At 58.1% G+C, this 20,251-nt stretch carries 18 protein-coding genes; 7 read left to right on the top strand and 11 right to left on the bottom strand.

Annotated features, from left to right (window positions below):
• The first annotated feature begins 61 nt into the window (after positions 1-61).
• The gene (locus ACR0JE_RS03065) at positions 62-619 is read left to right on the top strand and encodes a DUF2087 domain-containing protein (protein WP_480862907.1); all 558 of its coding nucleotides are present in this window, start codon (positions 62-64) and stop codon (positions 617-619) included.
• 61 nt (positions 620-680) lie between these two features.
• Here the strand turns inward: ACR0JE_RS03065 and ACR0JE_RS03060 are convergent, their stop codons facing one another.
• From ACR0JE_RS03060 to metG, 3 genes are all read right to left on the bottom strand, one after another.
• Complete coding sequence (locus ACR0JE_RS03060; RefSeq protein ID WP_480862905.1) at positions 681-3,818, bottom strand: efflux RND transporter permease subunit; 3,138 nt, start codon at positions 3,816-3,818, stop codon at positions 681-683.
• 3 nt (positions 3,819-3,821) lie between these two features.
• On the bottom strand, positions 3,822-4,988 hold the full coding sequence (locus ACR0JE_RS03055) for an efflux RND transporter periplasmic adaptor subunit (RefSeq protein ID WP_170530208.1): 1,167 nt from the start codon (positions 4,986-4,988) through the stop codon (positions 3,822-3,824).
• Positions 4,989-5,272: 284 nt separating this feature from the next.
• On the bottom strand, positions 5,273-6,991 hold the full coding sequence (gene metG / locus ACR0JE_RS03050) for a methionine--tRNA ligase (RefSeq protein WP_480862903.1): 1,719 nt from the start codon (positions 6,989-6,991) through the stop codon (positions 5,273-5,275).
• Positions 6,992-7,247: 256 nt separating this feature from the next.
• Between metG and ACR0JE_RS03045 the strand changes: the two genes are divergently transcribed.
• The gene (locus ACR0JE_RS03045; protein WP_480862901.1) at positions 7,248-7,964 is read left to right on the top strand and encodes an OB-fold-containig protein; all 717 of its coding nucleotides are present in this window, start codon (positions 7,248-7,250) and stop codon (positions 7,962-7,964) included.
• 32 nt (positions 7,965-7,996) lie between these two features.
• Positions 7,997-9,673, top strand: a complete 1,677-nt coding sequence (locus ACR0JE_RS03040) for a flotillin family protein (RefSeq protein WP_480862899.1) — start codon at positions 7,997-7,999, stop codon at positions 9,671-9,673.
• Between the two features lie 45 nt (positions 9,674-9,718).
• Here the strand turns inward: ACR0JE_RS03040 and ACR0JE_RS03035 are convergent, their stop codons facing one another.
• Positions 9,719-9,940, bottom strand: a complete 222-nt coding sequence (locus ACR0JE_RS03035) for a hexameric tyrosine-coordinated heme protein (protein WP_353007090.1) — start codon at positions 9,938-9,940, stop codon at positions 9,719-9,721.
• Positions 9,941-10,042: 102 nt separating this feature from the next.
• Between ACR0JE_RS03035 and ACR0JE_RS03030 the strand changes: the two genes are divergently transcribed.
• Complete coding sequence (locus tag ACR0JE_RS03030) at positions 10,043-10,486, top strand: MarR family winged helix-turn-helix transcriptional regulator (protein ID WP_480862897.1); 444 nt, start codon at positions 10,043-10,045, stop codon at positions 10,484-10,486.
• A gap of 14 nt (positions 10,487-10,500) precedes the next feature.
• Here ACR0JE_RS03030 and ACR0JE_RS03025 read toward each other — a convergent pair whose 3' ends face one another.
• The 6 genes from ACR0JE_RS03025 to ACR0JE_RS03000 all read right to left on the bottom strand — a co-directional run bounded on the left by ACR0JE_RS03025 (position 10,501) and on the right by ACR0JE_RS03000 (position 16,406).
• Entirely contained in the window at positions 10,501-11,727 is a 1,227-nt protein-coding gene (locus ACR0JE_RS03025; protein ID WP_170530197.1) for an MFS transporter, read from the bottom strand.
• A gap of 83 nt (positions 11,728-11,810) precedes the next feature.
• Positions 11,811-12,407, bottom strand: a complete 597-nt coding sequence (locus ACR0JE_RS03020; protein ID WP_480862895.1) for a YceI family protein — start codon at positions 12,405-12,407, stop codon at positions 11,811-11,813.
• A gap of 230 nt (positions 12,408-12,637) precedes the next feature.
• On the bottom strand, positions 12,638-13,264 hold the full coding sequence (locus tag ACR0JE_RS03015; protein WP_480862893.1) for an ImuA family protein: 627 nt from the start codon (positions 13,262-13,264) through the stop codon (positions 12,638-12,640).
• Positions 13,265-13,312: 48 nt separating this feature from the next.
• On the bottom strand, positions 13,313-13,894 hold the full coding sequence (locus ACR0JE_RS03010) for a retropepsin-like aspartic protease family protein (RefSeq protein WP_480542857.1): 582 nt from the start codon (positions 13,892-13,894) through the stop codon (positions 13,313-13,315).
• A gap of 41 nt (positions 13,895-13,935) precedes the next feature.
• Positions 13,936-14,556, bottom strand: coding sequence for a MarC family protein (locus tag ACR0JE_RS03005; RefSeq protein ID WP_170530189.1), 621 nt, complete (start codon positions 14,554-14,556; stop codon positions 13,936-13,938).
• Positions 14,553-16,406: an ABC-F family ATP-binding cassette domain-containing protein gene (locus tag ACR0JE_RS03000; RefSeq protein ID WP_480862891.1), complete on the bottom strand. Its 1,854-nt coding sequence runs from the start codon at positions 16,404-16,406 to the stop codon at positions 14,553-14,555. Before ACR0JE_RS03000 ends, ACR0JE_RS03005 begins: the two co-directional genes overlap by 4 nt.
• Positions 16,407-16,514: 108 nt before the next feature.
• Between ACR0JE_RS03000 and ACR0JE_RS02995 the strand changes: the two genes are divergently transcribed.
• Together ACR0JE_RS02995 and ndk are read left to right on the top strand one after the other, a co-directional pair.
• Positions 16,515-17,717 (top strand): multidrug effflux MFS transporter, encoded by a 1,203-nt coding sequence (locus ACR0JE_RS02995; protein WP_480547186.1) that lies wholly within the window; start codon positions 16,515-16,517, stop codon positions 17,715-17,717.
• Between the two features lie 103 nt (positions 17,718-17,820).
• Entirely contained in the window at positions 17,821-18,243 is a 423-nt protein-coding gene (ndk, locus tag ACR0JE_RS02990) for a nucleoside-diphosphate kinase (RefSeq protein WP_008757405.1), read from the top strand.
• A 53-nt stretch (positions 18,244-18,296) separates the two neighbouring features.
• On the opposite strand, the gene ACR0JE_RS02985 is transcribed toward ndk, so the two are convergent.
• Positions 18,297-18,644: a TfoX/Sxy family protein gene (locus ACR0JE_RS02985; RefSeq protein WP_480862889.1), complete on the bottom strand. Its 348-nt coding sequence runs from the start codon at positions 18,642-18,644 to the stop codon at positions 18,297-18,299.
• A gap of 97 nt (positions 18,645-18,741) precedes the next feature.
• Between ACR0JE_RS02985 and ACR0JE_RS02980 the strand changes: the two genes are divergently transcribed.
• Positions 18,742-20,250, top strand: a complete 1,509-nt coding sequence (locus ACR0JE_RS02980; RefSeq protein ID WP_480862887.1) for a CHAD domain-containing protein — start codon at positions 18,742-18,744, stop codon at positions 20,248-20,250.
• The last annotated feature ends 1 nt before the right edge of the window (position 20,251 follow it).

Raw genomic sequence — 20,251 nt, 5'->3', positions numbered from 1 at the left:
GGGCGTTGTTTCGTTAAGTCAGCGACCGACGAGCGTATGAATCGCCCGATATGGATGCATGATGACCAAATCTCCGATCCCTTTGCACGTGGATGACCTGACCGGGTTTGCGCGCGCTTTGAACCACCAATTGGGTGAGGCCAGCCCGCCTCATCTCAGCCTGATGAACATGCTGGCCCGCGCGGCCGGGTTTCAGAACCTGCAGCATATGCGGGCCGCCAACGCGGCCAAGCGGCGTATCGAAACGCGACCCGATGCAGAGCCGCTGGACATGCGGACGGTCGAGCGTGCGTTCATTCAATTCGACGCCGCAGGGCGCCTGAAACGATGGCCGTCCAGGCGCTCTGTGCAGACCCTTGCTCTATGGGCCTTGTGGGCCAGCATCCCTGCCGGCATCAGCCTGACGGAGACAGAGGTCAATGAAGGGCTTGGGCAAGAGCACCTGTTCGATGACCCGGCGACGTTGCGGCGCACGATGATCTCCTGTGGGCTGCTGACGCGACAAATCGACGGTAGTGACTATCGCCGGATTGAGCAGGCCCCACCACCGGAAGCGCAGGCCGTAATCCGCGAGGTTACTTTGCGACGACGCAGCCGGGCAGAGTTGACCACCGCATAGCTGAACAGCAAAAAGCCCCGTGGCCAGCACGGGGCTTTTTCATGTTTTATCGCAGGTGATCTCAGCTGGTCTCAGTTGCCGGATCAGGATCACGTTTGCTGCCCTTGAGCCATTCGCGCAGGCTTTGCATCAGGGCATACAGCACCGGCACAAGGATCACGCCGACCAGAGTGGCTGCCAGCATGCCGCCAAACACGGCCACACCGATGGCCTTCTGGCTGGCGGCACCAGCCCCGTTGGCCGCCAACAGCGGAACAACCCCAAGCAGGAAGGACAGCGCCGTCATCATCACCGCGCGGAAACGCTGATAGGCGGCCTCGGCTGCCGCATCCTTGATCGACAGACCTTTGGCGCGCTGCTCCATGGCGAATTCCACGATCAAAATCCCGTTCTTCGAGGCCAGACCCACCAACATGATCATCCCGATCTGGGTATAAAGGTTGATGTCACTGCCTACGATGGCCACTGCAGCGACCGCACCGAAGAGGGCAACGATCACCGATAGTAGGATCGACACGGGCATCGACCAACTCTCATACTGTCCAACAAGAAACAGGTAGCCAAACAGGATGGCCAGCCCAAGGATGATGATCACCAGACTGCCCGAGGCCAATTGCTGCTGTGCGGTCCCGGTCCATTCAAAGGCATAGCCGGGGGGCAGGGCGGTGGCGGATTCCTCGGTCATCACGCTGATCGCGTCGCCGCTGGACAGCCCTGGTGCGGGCACGGCCGTGACCGTGGCCGAGCGGAACAGGTTATGCCGTTTCAGCAGAACCGGGCCCAACACGTTTTCCACATCGATCAGCGTGCCCAGTGGCACCATCTCGCCTTGTTGAGAACGCACGTAGAGGTTCGAGATATCCTCGACATTGTCCCGATAGGTCCCATCTGCCTGGATCATCACGCGATAGACCCGGCCAAACAGGTTGAAGTCGTTCACATAATATGATCCCAGCTGCGCCTGCATGGTCTGGAAAATCTCAGCCACTGAAACCTGCAGGGTCTTGGCCTTTTCCCGATCCAGATCGACAAACAACTGCGGAACGTTGGCGCGGAAGGTCGTGTAGGCTTGGCCGATCTCTGGCCGCTGATTGGCGGCGTAGACAAAGGATCCCACGGCCGAGGCCAGATCCTGCGGCGTACCACCTCCTGTTTGCTGCACCTCCATCTCAACCCCTGCAGACATGCCGAGGCCCTGAATGGGGGGCGGATTGAATGCCAGGACCGAGGCTGCGGATTCGCCATTCGCAATCGCCAGTATCTTGGCCAGAATGGCATCAGCGCTCAGATCATCCTCCTGCCGGTCATCCCAGTTGTCCAGGTTGACGAAAATCGCAGCGCCGTTGGTGGTTGTTCCATTCAGCATGGAAAAGCCGTTCACCAGAACGGTGCTTGCGACACCGGGTATCTCGCGTATCTGATCGTCCAGACGCGCGGTCACCGTCTCGGTCCGCTCCAAAGTGGCCGCATCCGGCAGTTGAACATCGACGAACAGAAAGCCGTTATCCTCAAGCGGGATGAATCCGCTGGAAGTGTTGGACATGATCGTTCCGGTTCCCATCGCAAGCGCTACGATCACGCCCAGGGCAACAACCGGCAAGATAAGCAACTTACGCACGATCGAGACATAGCCGTTCCGCACTGTTCCGACAAACCCTTCGAACAGAGCCAGCACACCTTTTGGAGGGCCGGAACGCGCCCGCAGAACCAATCCGCACAGCGCTGGCGATAAGGTCAATGCGTTGATGGAAGAGATCACAACAGCCGTCGAAATGGTCACCGCAAATTGCGAATACAGCTGGCCTGAAATGCCGGGCATGAAGGTCACGGGCACAAACACCGCCAGCAGAACCAACGTGGTTGCGATGACGGGGCCTGTGATTTGGCCCATGGCTTTGCGCGTGGCTTCGGCCGGGGGCAGGCCTTCGTCTGCGATGATCCGTTCGACGTTTTCCACGACCACGATGGCATCATCCACCACGATCCCGATGGCCAGCACCAATGCGAACAGTGAGATCGTGTTTAGCGACATGCCAAAAGCCAGAAGGAAGGCAAAGGTGCCGATCAGTGACACCGGAATGGCGACGGCTGGAATGATTGTAGCCCGCCAACTGCCGAGGAAGACAAACACCACCGAAATCACAAGGATGAAAGTCAAGATCAGCGTCGAGACCACATCGTTCAGAGACGCCTCGACAAAATCCGTGGTGTTGAAGGGCACATCATATTCTACATCCGTTGGGAAGGAACGCGACAGCCGTTCCAACTCGGCCTGAACCCGTTCGGAGACAGCCAGCGCGTTTGCGCCCGGGGCCTGATAAATGCCAATCACGGTGGCGGGAACGGCCTGGAAATAGCCCGAAGCCGAATAGAACTGTGCCCCAAGCTCAACCCGCGCAATGTCACGAACACGCACGATCGAACCGGCATCGCCTGTGCGGATCACGATATCCCCGAATTCGGCAGCAGAGGTCAGGCGACCCTTGGATTTGATCGTGTACTGAAAGGTTTGCCCTTCGGGCACGGGTGGCGAACCGATTGAACCCGCCGAAACCTCGATATTCTGTTCCCGAATAGCGTTGATCACGTCACCGGGCGTGATCGACAGGGCCGCCATCTTGTCCGGGTCCATCCAGATGCGCATGGCATATTCCAGGTTGGTCAGAACATCCGCCTTGCCCACACCCTGAATCCGCGCCAGCGCGTCTTTGAGATTGATCGACGCGTAGTTCGACAGGAACACGCTGTCATAGGTCTCGTTGGGCGAGGTCAATGTCACCAGTAACAGCATATTGGTTGATGCTTTCTGCGTAACCACGCCAGAGGACGTTACCTCGGTTGGAAGCGAAGACATGGCCTGCGCCACGCGGTTTTGCACATTGACCGAGGCGATATCGGGGTCGGTGCCAACCTCGAAGGTAATATTCAGCGAATACGAACCGTTATCGGACGACGTTGACGTCATGTAGATCATGTCGTCGACACCGTTTACCTGCGCCTCAATCGGGGCGGCGACAGTGTTTTCCACCGTCTCGGCATTGGCGCCGGTGTAGGTGGTGGTCACACTGACAACGGGTGGCGTGATGTCCGGGAACTGGGCGACCGGCAGAACCATATAGCCGATGCCGCCCATGATCGTTAGGACCAGCGAAATGACAAGCGCCAGCTTGGGCCGGCTGATGAAGAGGGCCGAGAACATGTGTTATTCTCCCGGCTGCTCTGAGGCCACAACCGCGTCAACCGCGACGCCCGGGCGTACCCTTTGTAAACCTTCGACGATCACGCTTTCACCTTCGCGTAGCCCATCCAATACGATAATCGCAGTATCGACTGTATCGCCCGTGGTGATGTAACGCTGTTCGACCATTTGCTTGTCGTTCACCACAAGAACAAATTCGCCGCGCTGGTCGCGTTGCAAGGCGGCCTGCGGGATCAGCACCTGCAGCGTAGGCTCCAACGCCTCGATCCGAACCGTCAGGAATGCGCCGTCAAGGATCAGACGGTTCGCATTGTCGAACTCGGCACGCATTGTAATCGCACCCGTCAGCGGGTCGATGCGGTTGTCGACAAAGACGATCTCGCCTGTCTCATCCAGTTCCGTGCCGTTCGGCAAGGTCACATGGACATTCGGGCTTTGGTCACTTTCCGCAAGTGAGGCTGCGTTTTCGTTAAATTGCTCAAGGATCGAGGTGAACTGCTTTTCGTTCAGAGAGAAATTCACGTAGATTGGGGCTTCGCTGACCAGATTGACCAATGCCGGGTTCGTGGGGCCAACCACATCACCAACGCTGGTGGTCACGCGCCCGATCCGCCCGTCAAACGGGGCGTGGATTTGCGTATAGCTCAGGTCCAACTCAGCCTGTTGAATTGCAGCATTTGCGGCCTTGACCTCGGCCTCGGCAACCAATTCGTTGGCGCGGGCTGTATCGCGTTCGGATTCAGGCGTTGCGTCGCGCTTGAACAGTTCTTCCTTACGATCCAGGTCGATCTTGGCCAGTTCCAGGTTGGCCTGGGCCCGGTTCAGGTCGGCTTTGCGGGCCTCAAGCGTGGCCTGATACAGGTCCGGTTCGATGGTGAACAGTAGCTCATCCTTGGTGACGAGTGCGCCGTCTTCGACATTCTGGCTTTCCAGAAACCCGTTCACCCGCGCCACGATATCGACCTTGTTGATCGCTTCGGCCCGTCCGATGAACGCCGCCTCATCTGTGATCTCTTGTGTATAAGCCGCCGCGATTGACACTTTGGGGGCTGGCGCCTCGCTTTGATCTTGCGCCAGCGCAGTATAGCTGACGCCCAAACTGGCCAGGGCGGCGATAGCCAAAGCCGGACCCTGATAGCGGAGGATAGAGTTCTTCAATTCAAGGGGCATGGCGGACGCCTCGTTCAATAGGAATGTGTGTCGTGGCGCGAGACCACGACGAGTCGATTGGTGTTTAGGTCAGGATGGCTCGTTTAGAGACATATCTCAAGCGCCTTGAGTACCGCGGTGAGTTGGAGTGGGCGGGAAATTGTTCTGGTTGCAGGCCAACTTAGATGTGCACCAGATGTAGATTTGGGTGCTGAACCCGTGGATAATCGGGATGCCCAACACAAATCAGGCAAAGGTTGGAACCTTCGCCTTAGGTCATAGAGCCGAGCGAAAAAGCCAGCTTATCAGTCGCGCGTTCCGGCAAAACGGCTTTGCCAATCTTCGCGTTGTTCATCCGTGATCTTGGCGAACAAAACGTCCGGAACCGTAAACTCATGTCCGGCGGGCAGGGCGTTCAGCGCTGTCTCGGCGCTGTCCGGCCAGCCTGTATCCAGCGTGTTCATGGCGCTCAGCATCCGTGCTGAAGCGTCGGGGATGAACGGCGCGCTGAGCACGGCGTAAAGACGGATCAGGTTCAGGCCCAGGCGCACCTGCGCGGCGGCCTGTTCCGGGTCTTCCTTGAAGGTCGACCAAGGGGCTGCGGCTTGCAGATATTCATTTCCCGCAACCCAGATCGCGCGCAATTCCTGCGCGGACTTGCGGACCTCCATCGCCTCCATATGGGTTTCATAAGCGCGGATACGCTTGGAAAAGTCTTCGATCAGCGCAGTCTCGCGCTCTCCAAAACGTCCGCCCTCAGGGACCGCTTCGCCGAATTTCGAGCGGCAGAATTTGGTGATCCGGCTGACAAAATTGCCCAACACGTCGGCGAGGTCTTTGTTCACCGATTGCTGGAAGTTCTCCCATGTGAACTCGCTGTCGCTGCTTTCCGGCGCATGGCTCAGCAGCCACCAGCGCCAGTAGTCGGCGGGCAGGATCTCCAGCGCCTGATCCATGAAGACGCCACGGCCCTGTGAGGTCGAGAATTGACCACCGTCATAGTTCAGATAGTTGAACGATTTCAGGTGATCGACCAGCTTCCACGGCTCACCCGAACCCAGAATGGTGGCCGGGAAGGACAGCGTGTGGAAGGGCACGTTATCCTTGCCCATGAACTGTACGTAACGCACGTCGTCTGCGCCTTTGTCGGTGCGCCACCAGCGTTCCCAATCCGCATCCGACTTGCCGTTGACGTCGGCCCATTCCTTGGCGCATGCGATGTATTCGATCGGTGCGTCGAACCAGACGTAGAAGACCTTACCCTCCATACCGGGCCAGTCCTGATCGCCTTTCTTAACCGGAACGCCCCAGTCCAGATCGCGGGTGATGCCGCGATCCTGCAGGCCGTCTCCGTCATGCAGCCATTTCTTGGCAATGGATGTGGTCAGGATCGGCCAGTCGGCCTTGCTGTCGATCCACGCATCCAGTTGATCCTTCATCGCCGATTGGCGCAGATACAGGTGCTTGGTCTCGCGCACCTCGAGATCAGTCGAGCCGCTGATGGCGCTGCGCGGCTCGATCAGGTCGGTTGGGTCTAACTGCTTGGTGCAATTCTCGCACTGGTCACCACGCGCGCGGTCGTAGCCACAATTGGGGCAGGTGCCCTCGATATACCGGTCCGGCAGAAAACGACCATCGGCGTTCGAGTAGACCTGTTTCTCGCTGACTTCACGGATCAATCCTGCCTCATCCAGCTTGCCTGCGAAATGCTGGGTCAGCTTGCGGTTCTGTTCACTGGAGGAGCGGCCAAAGTGATCGAAGCTGAGGCCAAAGCGTTGGGCAATATCGGCCTGCACCGCATACATATCGGCGCAATATTCGGCCACCGGCTTGCCTGCTTTGGCGGCAGCCAGTTCCGCAGGCGTGCCATGTTCATCGGTGGCACAAAGGAACATGACCTCGTTCCCCCGGCCACGCTGATAGCGTGCATAAAGATCGGCAGGCAATTGCGAGCCGATCAGGTTGCCGAGGTGCTTGATCCCGTTGATGTAGGGGATCGCCGAGGTAATAAGAATCCGGGCCATTTTGCGTTTCCACGTATCTGTCTGCGCGCCCGTCTACCTTATGTGACCGGCCAGAAAAACCCCGGCTTTCATCTGGATGACATTTTCGGCGCCACGATATGGAAAAAACAGGTTGACCAAAGGTCACCGATTGCCGAAGTGTCGCGCGCCAAACTACCCATAGGTTGTAATATTGAATCACAACCTCTTGAATTTCGACAATGAACTCCCATCTTTTGGGTATACCAAAGTATACAATAACGAGGGCTATTTCCTTATGTTCGACTTTTTGCTCGAGGGTGCTTTTGCGCCCTTTACCCTAGCGCTTGCATTGCTGTTCGGCCTTCTGGCGCTTGAACTGATCGCTTTGCTGCTGGGGGCTAGCCTGATGGCGGGCGAAGGCGATCTTGATTTGGATATGGCTGACGGGCCGGATCTGGATGTCGGAAGCTTTGATCTCGACATCGATGCGGATGTCGATCTGGGCGATTTTGAACTGGCGGATGTCGAACCTGACGCGCCCACGGTTGCCTCAGCAGGTCCGTTGGCCTGGCTGGGTATCGGCAGGGTGCCGTTTATGATCTGGCTTGTGGTGCTGCTGGCGGGTTTTGGCCTGTCTGGCATGGGCCTGCAGCTTGCACTGCGCGATCTGCTGGGCTTTGACCTGCCGGGCTGGATGGCTGCCCTACCTGCTGGAGCCTTTGGTCTTTGGTTTGCACGCGGCTTTGGGGGCGTCTTTGCGCGCCTTCTGCCCAAGACCGAGACTGAGGCGATGTCCGAGCGGATGCTGGCCCGTCGCCGTGGCTTCATCTCGCAAGGCACCGCATCGCGCGGACGTCCGGCCGAAGTGCGCGTGATGGATCGCTTTGGCAATGCGCATTACCTGCGGGCCGAACCGCTGCAAGACAGTGACACGCTGGAACAGGGTGCCGAAGTGCTGGTGCTACGCGACCGACGGCAAGACCGGTTCGTTCTGGTCGGCCTTTCGAACTGACAAAAATTTAACCCTAAATCGGAGGATTTTGCATGGAACTTACTTTCCTGATCACCACAGTTGCGACCATTATGGCGGTCGTCCTGTTCATCGGCCTGGTGCTGGGCCGACTTTATAAACGCGCAACCCGCGAAGTCAGCTTGGTGAAAACCGGGGCAGGCGGCAAGAAGGTCATCATGGATGGTGGCGTCATCGTCGTGCCCTTGCTGCACGAGGTCAGCCCGGTCAACATGAAGACCCTGCGCCTTGAAGTGCAACGCAGCGGTGAGGCTGCCTTGATCACCAAGGACCGTATGCGGGTTGATGTGGGTGTCGAGTTCTACGTCTCGGTTATGGCCACCGAAGAAGGGATCGCACGCGCTGCACAAACACTTGGCTCGCGTACCTTCGATGTCGAGCAACTGCGCGAGATGATCGAAGGCAAGCTGATCGATGGTTTGCGCGCCGTGGCGGCGCAAATGACCATGGACGGTTTGCATGAAAATCGTGCCGACTTTGTTCAAGAGGTGCAGAATGCAGTGTCCGAGGACCTGTTGAAGAACGGTTTGTCGCTTGAATCCGTCTCTTTGACTGCGCTGGACCAGACGCCCTTTGAGGCGCTGGATGAAAACAACGCCTTTAACGCGGTGGGTATGCGCAAGCTGGCCGAGGTGATTGCGACCTCAAAGAAAGAGCGCGCGCAGATCGATGCCGAGGCCGAGGTTGAGGTGCGCCGTGCCGCGATGGAAGCCCAGCGTCAGAAGCTGTTGATCGAAAAGGATGAAGAACAGGCGCGTATCGAGCAGACGCAGCAGGTTGAAACCCTGCGCGTGGCGCAAGAGGCAGAGATTGCTGCGCGGACCGAGGACTCAGTGCGGGAAACCGAACGGGCCCGGATTGCGCGGGAAGAAGCCATCCGCTCAGCCGAAATCGAACGCGAGCGCAAGATCCGCGATGCGGAGATCGCCAAAGAGCGTGAGATCGAAGTGGCCGAGCAAGAGCGTCAGATCATCATTGCGCAGAAATCCGAAGAGGAAAGCCGCGCGCGTGCATCTGCTGACCTGGCCCGGGCCGAGGCAACCAAGGCGACCGAAGCCGTGGCAACCGCCCGTGAAGTTGCCGAAGCCGAGCGTCAGAAGCAGATCGTCTTGATCGAAGCCACCCGTGAAGCGGAACGTCAGGCCACCGCGATCCGTCTGTCTGCGCAGGCTGAGAAAGAGGCCGCCGCCGACCGCGCCGAAGCCCGCCGCGAAGAGGCGCAGGCCGAAGCCGACGCGCTGAACATTCGGGCCGAGGCCAAGAAGAACGACATGTTGGCAGAGGCGGAAGGTAAGCGCGCGATTGTTGAGGCCGACAATGCTCTGTCCGCAGCGCAAATCCGCATGAAGGTCGATATGGCGCGGATCGAAACCATGCCCTCGATCATCTCGGAAATGGTCAAGCCTGCGGAAAAGATCGACTCGATCAAGATCCATCAGGTCGGTGGTATCGGTGCGGGCGCGCCTGGTGGGGCAGCTAACACCGACAAGCCGGTGGTCAATCAGGCGCTTGACTCGATCATGGGTATGGCAGTGCAGATGCCTGCGCTCAAGAAGCTGGGTGAAGAACTTGGCCTGTCGATGGAAAACGGTGTTGCCGGCGTCGTGAACGGGGCGCTGGAGGCAACGCCAGCGATCTCATCGCCAGATAATGCCGATCTGGTCGAAGACGAAACGCTTAGCGATCAATAAACCAAATGGGCCGGGATTTCCCGGCCCTTTTTTCTTTTTAGAGCGCTACTTCCAGAAATTATTTGCATGCGAGACGGTTTGAAAGTTGACGGCAACAACGTGAGAGACACCAATCAAACTATCCGCGTTGTTTGCATATTCAGGACGCATCCGGTTGCGGGCTGCATCATCGGGTTGCGTCAGTTTGACTGCCATCCGCGATAACTTCACTGCAAGCTCATAACCTTCTTCCGGTGTTTGGGTTTTCAAACTGGGTAGCCAGGACATTTCACTCTCCATTTATATCGTGCGCGACCTAATATGCAAAGTTGACGAAACTAGTGTTTATGTCAAGAATAATATCGCGCACGATATAAATGGGGCTTTGAATTGGACAGTTTTGATATTCCTAAGCAGGCGGATGATCTGTTTTGTTTTGGCGTTTATACCGCGTCGCACGCAATTAACCGTGCCTACTCACCACACCTTAAGAAGTTGAGTTTGACCTATCCGCAGTACATCACGCTCACTTTGCTGTGGGAGCATGATGGACAAAAGATCAATACGCTTGCCCAGAAACTCGGGATGGAGACCAGCACGCTGACACCGTTGGTCAAGCGACTGGAGAACCTAGGCCACGTAACCCGGTCGCGCAGTCAAACTGACGGACGCGCGGTAGAGGTTTTCTTGACTGAGCAGGGTTTGGCTCTCAAGCACAAAGCGCCAGAAATCACCTCTTGTATGATTGAGCAAACAGGGCTGGACAAATCGGAACTGCAAAAACTGCAAACGCTGCTATTTCGACTGAGAGACGGATTGAATGGTGGCCGATGAGATGCCAATCGAGCTTACTCTTTCCCCTCGCGCGATCGTTTTAACAGACCTCCGATTGTGAACGAGGTGCGCGGGGCATAGACGTAGTTGGTCCGCGCATCCGGTGTTGGGCGAGACCGCATGCGGGCCAAACCAAAGCCGATCAGCCCCAGATGCCCAACGGCCACAAAGGCGAACAAAGCGCCTGGGCCGAATTGTTCGATCAATGTCGAAGACACATAGGGCGAGGCGATTGCGCCCAGCGCGTACCAGAACATCAGGGCCGCAGACAGTTCGACCCGTTGTTCGGTGGTGGCAAAATCATTGGCGTGGGCGGAAGATAGCGAGAAAATTGGGAAGGTGGTCAGGCCAAAGAACCCGGCCGCCAGCATCACGCCCAGTGTTCCCGCTCCGCTGGCGGCCATTGTGACCCCGCAGCTGAGCACCGCGGCAGCGGAAAGCCAGATCAAAACCCAACGCCGGTCGTATTTATCGGCCAGCCAGCCAAGCGGATATTGGGCCAGTGCACCGCCCAAAACGAAAGAGGCGAGGAAGAAGGCGATCTGATCCAAGCTCAAACCCACCTCTTGACCATAGACCGGGCCGACCATCCTGAAGGATGCAGAGCTCAGCGCCGAAACGATCACGCCAGCAACCGCCAGCGGTGAACAGGCCCAGGCCAGTTTGGGCCTCAGGCGTGGGGCGCTGGGGGTCTGAGGCTGGCTGGCCCGCGTTAATGTCAACGGCAGCAGCGATGCACAGCACAGGATCGCCAGCAGGTTATACGAAACATAAGATGCAGGTGGCAAAACCGCGATGATCAACTGCGCGCTGAGTGAGGCCCCCAGATCCGCGATGCGATAGGTTCCCATCGCCCGGCCGCGCGTTTCGTTCGTGACCTTGGCGTTCAGCCAGGCTTCGATGACTGTATAGCACCCGGCCACGCAGGTGCCCGAGGCAATTCGCAATGCGGCCCAGACATAAGGGTTTTCGGTCAAGGTATGCCCGATCAGACCCATCGCACCCAGGGCCGTGCACACGGCAAAGGCGCGCGAATGCCCAACGCTGCCCATAAGACGTGGCGCCCACCAGCAGCCGATGAAAAACCCGATAAAATGCGCCGAACCCAGCAGACCGATCTGTTCGGTCGTGAAGTTCAGCGTTATGCCCGAGATCGCATCCAGTGGCCCAACGCCGCCTGTCGACAGTTGCAACAGAATGACGGACAGGAAGAGGGCGGCAAAGGAAATGATCGTGCGCATAATGAGACCACGCTCTACCTGTCTCAGGCGCTTTGCGCGCGCCTAATCGACGCCTTGGTGTCGTTTTTTTGCGAATTCGCTGTTTAGTTCAGGCGTGTGATCTGCGCCATGATGTTCAGGCCAACCGTCTCATCGACTAGATCGGGATAGCCGGAGGCTCCGTATGCATGACGGTCCAGCGCACCAGTCAGCTGGATCGACAGGGCATCAAGATCATCCGCAGCGCTGCCGGGCGCACGATAGAGCGCTGCATTAAGGGTCACCGGCCGGGTAATGCCGCGCACGGTCAGGTCGCCTTTAATCGAGGCCCCAGCCGAGATGCGCCCACCCGGGCCAAGCTGGATTTTGGTTGAGGTGAAGCGAATGGTCGGATGCGCATCCGCATTCAGCACGCTTTTTCCCAACATGGGTCCGCGAGCAAAGGGCAAACGCGTTCGTGCAGCCGCCACATTCAGGATGACGTCGACCTTGCTGTTTTGCAGGCGTTTTGTATCCAGCTGAATGTTGGCAGATTGGATCGGCATTGTCCCCGATTGTGCCACCCCAGACAGATCAAAGGTGAACCCCACCGATGTGCCCTTAGGCGCAAGCGCATAGGGGATCATCACGGATTGTGCCGCTCCCAAGCTGGGCCATAGTGTCAATCCAGCTACGAAACTGCGTCTGGTCATTCTGGTCATGCCGATCCCTTTCGCCTGTGTTGCCCATGCCGGATGTGGTCTGATCCGCCCCTGTGCTGATATCTGCTGTCCTGACGCTAGAACGCAGGACGTAATGATTGGTTAACACGCGAGCTTGCAGTCTTATTCGCTCCGGCCTCAAATCAATTGCCGTGGGTGGTTCGCCGGCAACAATCGATGAGCGCGTTTATTTGTTGAAAACGCTAGAGCGATGGCCTTTGCCCGGCCAATCACATCTTGCGTGAATGGTCTTCGCCGCTTCTCGCAGGTTGCAGATGCATCTGTGCGCGAGGGGCTGCCATAGTGGCCTGCCAACTCGCCGGGGGCAGGGCGCGGGCGCGGCGGCGGGTCAGGGTCCAGCGGTTCGCCTCATCCCGATGTGCAGCGGCCATGTGCCAACGCGTTTCGACCCCCTGCGCGCCACCGTCGCCGGGGGTCAGCAACAGACCCAGCGGGGGCTGCCCTATATCACCCTGTTCCGCTGCCAGATGCAGCCGCCGCACCGGTGTCAGACCCGGCGCGCCGGGCAGATCGCAGATGACCAGCGGAACAGCCCTGCTGCGCAGGGCTTCTTCCATGCACCACAGCAGGTCCTCGGCCCGTTTGGGGCGAGCAAAGAGAAATCTTCCGGGGTCAGCAAAATCGACCATTCCGTGGGGGTTCAGCTGGCCCAGCTCCCATGCGGGGGAAATCCACAAGACCGGCCCTTGGGTCTGCCCCGCCAGCCACATGGCGAAACTGCGCCGGGCCGGGCCGCAGGCTTCGTGCACGCGGCCTTGTTGCAGGGTGACCTCATCATGAAGTTTGACCCCCGGCGCGGGACGCGCGGGCTTGGCACCAAGAAGCTGAGCAGACATGATATGCGTATATCATGTTCCTATTTTGTTCTCAAGTTGCGAACGCGCCTAACGCGATAGGATCATCCGGCCATCGGTGAACTGGATGTTGGAAAACCTGTGCAGGTAATCCATGCCCAGCAGCGACTGGTGCAGCTCTCCTTCGTTGATCCAGGCCGAGACATTGCGATCGGCAATCGGACCCAGTTCGAAACTGTCCAGCCGCACAGGTGCTGTTCGAACCTCTCCATTCGCCGTGATTGCGCGCCCGAAATAGTTCAGCTGATCAGGGTCGATACCCACACGTTCCGCATCCTGCGCGCTGAGCACGATTTGGCTGGCCCCGGTATCCACAAGAAACACAATGGGTTCGCCGTTCACGGTGACTGGCAGGTAATAATGCCCGTCCTGGGCACGCGGCACCTCGATCATATCGCCGGTGACCGCCATCTGCGGGGCCAGGCTGACCGAGGATCGAATATCCTCCCACAAGCCAATGACCGCAATGACCCCCACGAAGATAAAAACCCAGGCCATGACCTGTTGCAGGGTTTTGTTCAGGGACTGACGGTTCTGGGCGACAAACCACAGCAATATGGCCGCACCAAGCACGACCAGATACACCAAACGCCCGATATCGTCGCCATTCATGCTGCTGCCCTTACAGTTAATTCTATACTCTATATGGGGATTTACGACGCAAACCCAAAGGCCTTGAGGCCATCCAGAATAAACTGAACAGACAGAGCCGCCAGCAGCATACCCAGCAGACGAGTCAGCACATTCAAGCCCGTTTTGCCCAGAATGCGCGCGATCAGGCCACCAGCCAGAAAGAACAACAGAACCACCGCCATGACCGCCAGCATCACGGCCACTGCCGCCGCAATTCCTTGAAGACCCGGATGCTGTCCGGACAACAGAATAATCGTCGCAATCGACCCCGGCCCGGCGACCAAAGGGATGGCGAGCGGAAAGACCGACGGGTCGTTGTGTTCCTCTTCCTCAGCCCGATCCTCGCGCCGTTTGGTGCGGCGTTCGAACAACATGTCCAGCGCGGTCAGGAACAAAAGCGCGCCACCGGCAACCTTAAACGCCTCCATCGAGATGCCGACAAAGCCCAGAACCGCCTCACCAAAGGCGGCGAAGGCAATCAGAATGCCGGTTGCAACCAAACAGGTGCGATAGGCCGTGCGCCGCCGGGCGCGCGCGTCCATATCCTGTGTCATGGCGACAAAAATGGGTGCGGTGCCGAACGGGTCGATCACGACGAACAAAGTGGTGAAGGCGGTGATGAAGAAGGCAGCGTCAATCATGCGGCATTCTCCGCCTGCTCCAGTTTTTCGGCGGCCGCAACCCACAACGCCTCGGCCTTTTGCATGGCCTCGGTGACTTCGACGAATTTGCGGTTCCAGGTTTCCAGGTCATCGATCCTGTGATCTTCGTACAAGGCCGGGTCCGCGAGTTTGGCCGAGAGCTTGTCGTGCATATCTGTCAACTTCTCGATCCGGTCCTCGCACTTGCGCAGATCGGCGCGCAGGGCCAGCATGGTATCCCGCGAGGGGCGCTTGGGCTTTATTGCCTGAGGCTTTTGCTTCACCGGCTTGTCGCGGGCCAACAGCATCGCGCGATAGGCTTCGAGGTCTTGATCAAAGGGCTTTACGGTGCCGTCCGAGACCAGCCACAGCCGGTCGGCCACCAGCGACAGTAGGTGCATGTCGTGGCTAACCAGAACGACCGCACCGGAATAGGCGGTCAGCGCCTCAACCAGCGCTTCGCGGCTTTCGATGTCCAGATGGTTGGTCGGTTCGTCCAGGATCAGCATATGTGGCGCGTCGATAGTGGCGATCAGAAGCGACAACCGCGCTTTCTGGCCTCCCGATAGATGCCCGACCTCGGTGTCGGCTTGATCCGAATTCAGACCAAACCCGGCCAGACGCGAGCGCCATTTACCCGGAGCCTCATCTGGGCGCAGACGGCGCAGATGATCCAAAGGCGTTTCGTCCACATAGAGCTCATCCACCTGATGCTGTGCGAAATAGCCTATGCGCAGCTTGTTGGAGCGGGCCATCTTACCTGCCATCAGGGGTAATCTGTCGGATAGCAGCTTGGACAGGGTCGATTTACCCTGACCGTTCTTTCCCAGCAGCGCGATGCGATCATCCTGATCAATGCGCAAGTTCAGACGGCGCAGCACTTCAGTCTCGCCGTAACCGGTCACGCCACCTTCGATCTGGATAATCGGCGGCGACAGTTCCTCGGGTTCGGGGAATGAAAACGCGCGCAACGCGGCCTCTTGCGGGGTCGAGACCAGCTGGATGCGTTCGATCATTTTTAGGCGGGATTGGGCCTGCACAGCCTTCGACGCCTTATAGCGAAAGCGATCCACAAAGCTTTGCAGATGGGCGATGCGGGCCTTGGCCTTGGCGTTCTCAGATTCAGCCTGTGCCAGACGTTCCGCGCGGCGTTCGGCGAATTTGTCATAAGGCACGGTGTAATAGGTGAGTTTGCGGTCTTCCAGATGCAGGATCGAGCCCACGGCGCGGTTCAGCAGCCCCCGGTCGTGGCTGATGATGATGACCGTATGCGGATACTTCGCCAGATAGCTTTCCAGCCACAGCGCGCCTTCAAGGTCCAGATAGTTGGTCGGTTCGTCCAAAAGCAGCAGGTCGGGCTGCGAGAACAGCACCGCCGCCAACGCCACACGCATCCGCCAGCCGCCCGAGAAATCCGAGCAGGGTTTTAGTTGGTCTTCATCGCCGAACCCGAGCCCTTTGAGGATCGACGCTGCCCGAGCTTCGGCCGACCAGGCATCGATATCGGCCAGACGGGTTTGAATATCAGCAATACGAGCAGGGTCCGTGGCGCTTTCGGCCTCAACCATCAGCGCGCTGCGTTCTGTGTCAGCCGCCAAAACGGTATTGATCAGCGAGACATCGGATGAGGGCACCTCTTGCGCCACCCCACCAATCCGCGCGCGTTTCGGGATCGAGATAGCGCCGGATTCCAACGCCAATTCCCCCCGGATCAGGCGGAATAGGGTGGTCTTGCCGGTTCCGTTGCGCCCCACAAGGCCAACCTTGTGACCGTCTGGGATGGTCGTGCTGGCCCCATCAAACAACGGGCGGCCTTCGACGGCGTAAGTGATGTCTTCGATCCGTAGCATGACGCGCTCTTAGCAGAGCCTCAATGCAGCCGCCAGCGGCTTGGCATGTTCAAGCGCCGGGCAATGTGTTAGCGCTGTGTCGTTTGTTTTTCTGACACGGTTTTCGACATGCGCGCGGCCCGGACGCCTCCACATCTGATCACGTTGATCTTCGCCACCGCACTTTCCGTGTTGTCGCTGAATATGTTCTTGCCGTCGCTGGCGCATATGAGCGACGACTTCGCGGTCGACTATGGCCTCGTGAACTTGTCAGTGGCTGGATATCTGGCCGTCTCGGCGGTGCTGCAACTCATCATGGGGCCGCTGTCAGATCGGTTTGGGCGCAGGCCGGTTCTGTTGATCTGCATGACCGTCTTCGTGATCGCGTCAATCGGATGCACGCTGGCCGAGTCGATCTGGGTTTTTCTGGGTTTCAGGCTGTTGCAGGCCGTCGTCGTAGCCGGGTCGGTTCTGTCCAGTGCCTCGATCCGGGATCGATATCCGCCCAACGAAGCCGCCAGCAAGCTAGGATATGTTGCGATGGCCATGGCGCTCGCGCCTATGCTGGGTCCAATGCTGGGCGGCGCGCTGGACATGCTGTTCGGCTGGCGCGCGGGGTTCGTTTTGTATTCGGTTCTGGGGGCAGGGCTGTTGGCCTTGCTGTGGTTCGACATGGGAGAGACCAACACAGACCGTTCATCAACCTTGGTCGCGCAATTGAAAGAGTACCCGCATTTATTTCGCGCCCGTCGATTTTGGGGTTATGCACTATGTGCCGCGTTTTCGATCGGCGGGTTCTACAGCTTCATCACTGGCGCGCCCCTGGTCGCCGCTGCGTGGTTCGACCTCAGCCCGGCGATGCTGGGCTTAGGGATCGGGATCATCACAGGTGGCTTCATGGTGGGCAATTTTGTCACTGGACGCATCGCGGCGCACACCCGGCTAACCACGATGATCCTATGTGGACGGATCGTGGCCTCGGTTGGACCGTTCTTCGGTTTATTGTTGTTTGTAGGCGGTCACGGCTCAGTCTGGGTGTTTTTCGGGTCGGCCATCTGTGTGGGATTTGGCAATGGTTTGACCAACGCCAATGCCTCGGCCGGAGCGATGTCGGTCCGGCCCAAACTGGCAGGAAGCGCTGCGGGGTTGTCCGGGGCGATGGTCGTGGCGCTTGGTGCCATCCTGACCTCGATGACGGGTGCATTCGTCAGCCCCGAAAATGGCCCGTATCTGGTGCTGAGCATGATGAGCGGCAGCAGTTTTGCTGGCCTTTTGGCGGTGCTTTACGTCCGCAGGTTGGACAGGATCGACCCGCTGCCCCAGGCGATCTGAGCCGTGAACCATCATAACACTTTTCATAAGGCAAATACCGTGATACGCGGCGCGCGATGGATTTCGGCGCGGGCCCCGCGTCACATTGTAAGGAGAGGCCAAAATGGCACTGGAACGCACATTCTCGATCATCAAACCTGATGCAACCCGCCGTAACCTGACTGGCAAGATCAATGCCAAGTTCGAAGAAGCCGGCCTGCGCATCGTGGCACAAAAGCGCATCCACATGACCAAAGCTCAGGCAGGCAAATTCTATGACGTCCACGCCGAGCGTCCGTTCTATGACGAACTGTGTGAATTCATGTCGTCGGCTCCGGTTGTTGTTCAGGTTCTGGAAGGCGAAGGCGCCATTGCCAAGAACCGCGAAGTCATGGGCGCAACCAACCCCGCAGACGCAGCCCCCGGCACCATCCGCGCCGAATTCGCTGAATCGGTTGGTGAAAACTCGGTCCACGGGTCGGACGCGCCGGAGACGGCTGCAGTTGAGATCGCATATTTCTTCTCGGGTATCGAACTAGTCGGCTAAGCCAGCGTTTCCTGCTGATTTCGGGCCGCTCCGTTTGGGGCGGCCTTTTTCTTTCAAACCTGTTTCAGATCACTTGCGGACACGCGCACCCCGATCGCGTTCAGGTCTGAGACCAACTGGCTTTCCGCTGCGGGTTTGGCGCCGGCTTTGATCGCGTCAAACCTTTCGCGTAATTGCTTCTTCTCTTCGCCCTTACAATCGTTCCATGGGCGACCCTGAAGACCCATGACCAACACGTAGTACCCGATGAAATGTGCCTTGGTTCCGGCCTGTAACAGTCGGGTATAGGCCTCATCCGCGCCCAGTTCACGTAGGTCCTGCGCGGAGTGTATCCCCGCACGGGCGCAAGCTTCTTCGAAGGCGGGGCCAAGATTTCTGATCGAGGACACGGGATCGGACATGGGTTTGGTTTAAACGTCCAACCCAGCGCTGTCACCCCAGCATTGACGCATTCCGGTTTTGCTTGTGTTCCGACGGATCTGAAGATTTCATGACCGCATGAGTTTCGAGACTGAGACGTTGTTTGTCCTGCGCGGCGCGTTTGATCCAGCAAAGTTTGTCGGGCTGAATCTGCGATATGATCCGGAACGGGCCTCCAAGCCCTTTGTTCTGTTGGATTGTCATGACCAGTCGATCCGCGCATCCGGTCGGACGCTGCTGGAGTTCGGTGGGTCATTGCACTTGCTGGATGGTCAAGGCGCGAGTCGGAGCCAAAGGTCCAAGGGCAAGGGGCGTTTTGCGCAAGACCTGCCCGGCGGTCCGGTCCGCGATGCATTGCACCGGTTTCCAAAATTGCGCGCATTGATGGAAATCACTTCGGGCGTGGTCGAGGAAGGCAGCCTTGCGGTTCTGGATGATCTCGAGAAAACACAGGTGCGAGGTCGCGTGACGGTTTTGTCGACCACAAACGGGCAGGTGACGGTTATACGCCTCAGTCGTTTGCGGGGGTATGACAAGGCCTATCTCCGTGCCTGCGACGCGATGTTGGCGGCTGGCTCGGACAGAGCTGACCTGTCTGCGATTGTTCAAACCTTAGAGCCGGGTGAGGCCCCATATCGGGCAAAGCCCGAGATCACCTTGGGACGATCAGAACCTTCAATTCAGGTGGCTGCTGATATTATTCATACTTTTCTAAAAGTTGCGCAGCAAAATGAAAGTGGACTTATCGCTGATATCGATACCGAATTCCTGCATGATTACCGCGTTTCTCTTCGCCGAATACGATCTGTCATCAGCTTGTTCAAAGGGGTTTTCTCTGACGATCAAACTGCGACGCTGAAAAAGACCTTCTCAGATATGATGACCCCGACCGGGCGTGTGCGGGATTTGGATGTCTATCTTCTGGAAAAAGACATATATTACAGCCTTGTGCCGCACACACTTCACCCCGGATTGGATGCCATGTTCGGGCAGTTCCAGAAGGAACGCATGCAGGAACTCTCGCGGCTGACCCACAGGTTACGCAGCAAAGCCTACCAAAGACAGATGGCAGAGCTTACAGCGCTGTTCAGAACCACCAAGGGTCTGCAGCCAGGTCCAAACGCGCAGCGCCGGGCTTATGATTATGCTTGCGCCCTGATCTGGAAGCGCTATCGCAAGGTCTGCAAGATTGCGCGCAGCATCACGCCTGAAACACCGGATGAGACTGTGCATGACCTGCGGATCGATTGTAAGAAATTGCGCTATCTGATGGAATTCTTTGCGCCCCTTTTCGCTGCGAAAGATTTCAAGTCCATTCTCAAGCCCCTGAAAAAGCTTCAGGATAATCTGGGGCTGTTCAATGACTACTCGGTCCAGCAAGAGGCGTTGCAGCAGTTTGCCGCGCAGCAATCCAATGCCCAAGGACGCATTGATGTAAAGATTGGTCTGGCGGTTGGAGGGCTGATCGCCGTGCTGGATCAACGTCAGCGGGCCGAGCGTGACCGTGTAATCGCCAATTTCCAGCAATTTGATGCCCCTGACACCCGTCAGATGTTTCGCCACCTGTTTCATCGGTCCAAGGAGTGAG

Source organism: Ruegeria sp. H3 (genome assembly GCF_056533095.1).
The sequence above is the reverse complement of the archived record's forward strand: the minus strand, read 5'-3'. Positions and strand labels throughout refer to the sequence as shown.

Coding starts and splice junctions, on each gene's coding strand:
- ACR0JE_RS03065 (WP_480862907.1), top strand. CDS start 62: ATGACCAAATCTCCGATCCCTTTGCACGTGGATGACCTGACCGGGTTT.
- ACR0JE_RS03060 (WP_480862905.1), bottom strand. CDS start 3,818: ATGTTCTCGGCCCTCTTCATCAGCCGGCCCAAGCTGGCGCTTGTCATT.
- ACR0JE_RS03055 (WP_170530208.1), bottom strand. CDS start 4,988: ATGCCCCTTGAATTGAAGAACTCTATCCTCCGCTATCAGGGTCCGGCT.
- metG (WP_480862903.1), bottom strand. CDS start 6,991: ATGGCCCGGATTCTTATTACCTCGGCGATCCCCTACATCAACGGGATC.
- ACR0JE_RS03045 (WP_480862901.1), top strand. CDS start 7,248: ATGTTCGACTTTTTGCTCGAGGGTGCTTTTGCGCCCTTTACCCTAGCG.
- ACR0JE_RS03040 (WP_480862899.1), top strand. CDS start 7,997: ATGGAACTTACTTTCCTGATCACCACAGTTGCGACCATTATGGCGGTC.
- ACR0JE_RS03035 (WP_353007090.1), bottom strand. CDS start 9,940: ATGTCCTGGCTACCCAGTTTGAAAACCCAAACACCGGAAGAAGGTTAT.
- ACR0JE_RS03025 (WP_170530197.1), bottom strand. CDS start 11,727: ATGCGCACGATCATTTCCTTTGCCGCCCTCTTCCTGTCCGTCATTCTG.
- ACR0JE_RS03020 (WP_480862895.1), bottom strand. CDS start 12,407: ATGACCAGAATGACCAGACGCAGTTTCGTAGCTGGATTGACACTATGG.
- ACR0JE_RS03015 (WP_480862893.1), bottom strand. CDS start 13,264: ATGTCTGCTCAGCTTCTTGGTGCCAAGCCCGCGCGTCCCGCGCCGGGG.
- ACR0JE_RS03010 (WP_480542857.1), bottom strand. CDS start 13,894: ATGAATGGCGACGATATCGGGCGTTTGGTGTATCTGGTCGTGCTTGGT.
- ACR0JE_RS03005 (WP_170530189.1), bottom strand. CDS start 14,556: ATGATTGACGCTGCCTTCTTCATCACCGCCTTCACCACTTTGTTCGTC.
- ACR0JE_RS03000 (WP_480862891.1), bottom strand. CDS start 16,406: ATGCTACGGATCGAAGACATCACTTACGCCGTCGAAGGCCGCCCGTTG.
- ACR0JE_RS02995 (WP_480547186.1), top strand. CDS start 16,515: ATGCGCGCGGCCCGGACGCCTCCACATCTGATCACGTTGATCTTCGCC.
- ndk (WP_008757405.1), top strand. CDS start 17,821: ATGGCACTGGAACGCACATTCTCGATCATCAAACCTGATGCAACCCGC.
- ACR0JE_RS02985 (WP_480862889.1), bottom strand. CDS start 18,644: ATGTCCGATCCCGTGTCCTCGATCAGAAATCTTGGCCCCGCCTTCGAA.
- ACR0JE_RS02980 (WP_480862887.1), top strand. CDS start 18,742: ATGAGTTTCGAGACTGAGACGTTGTTTGTCCTGCGCGGCGCGTTTGAT.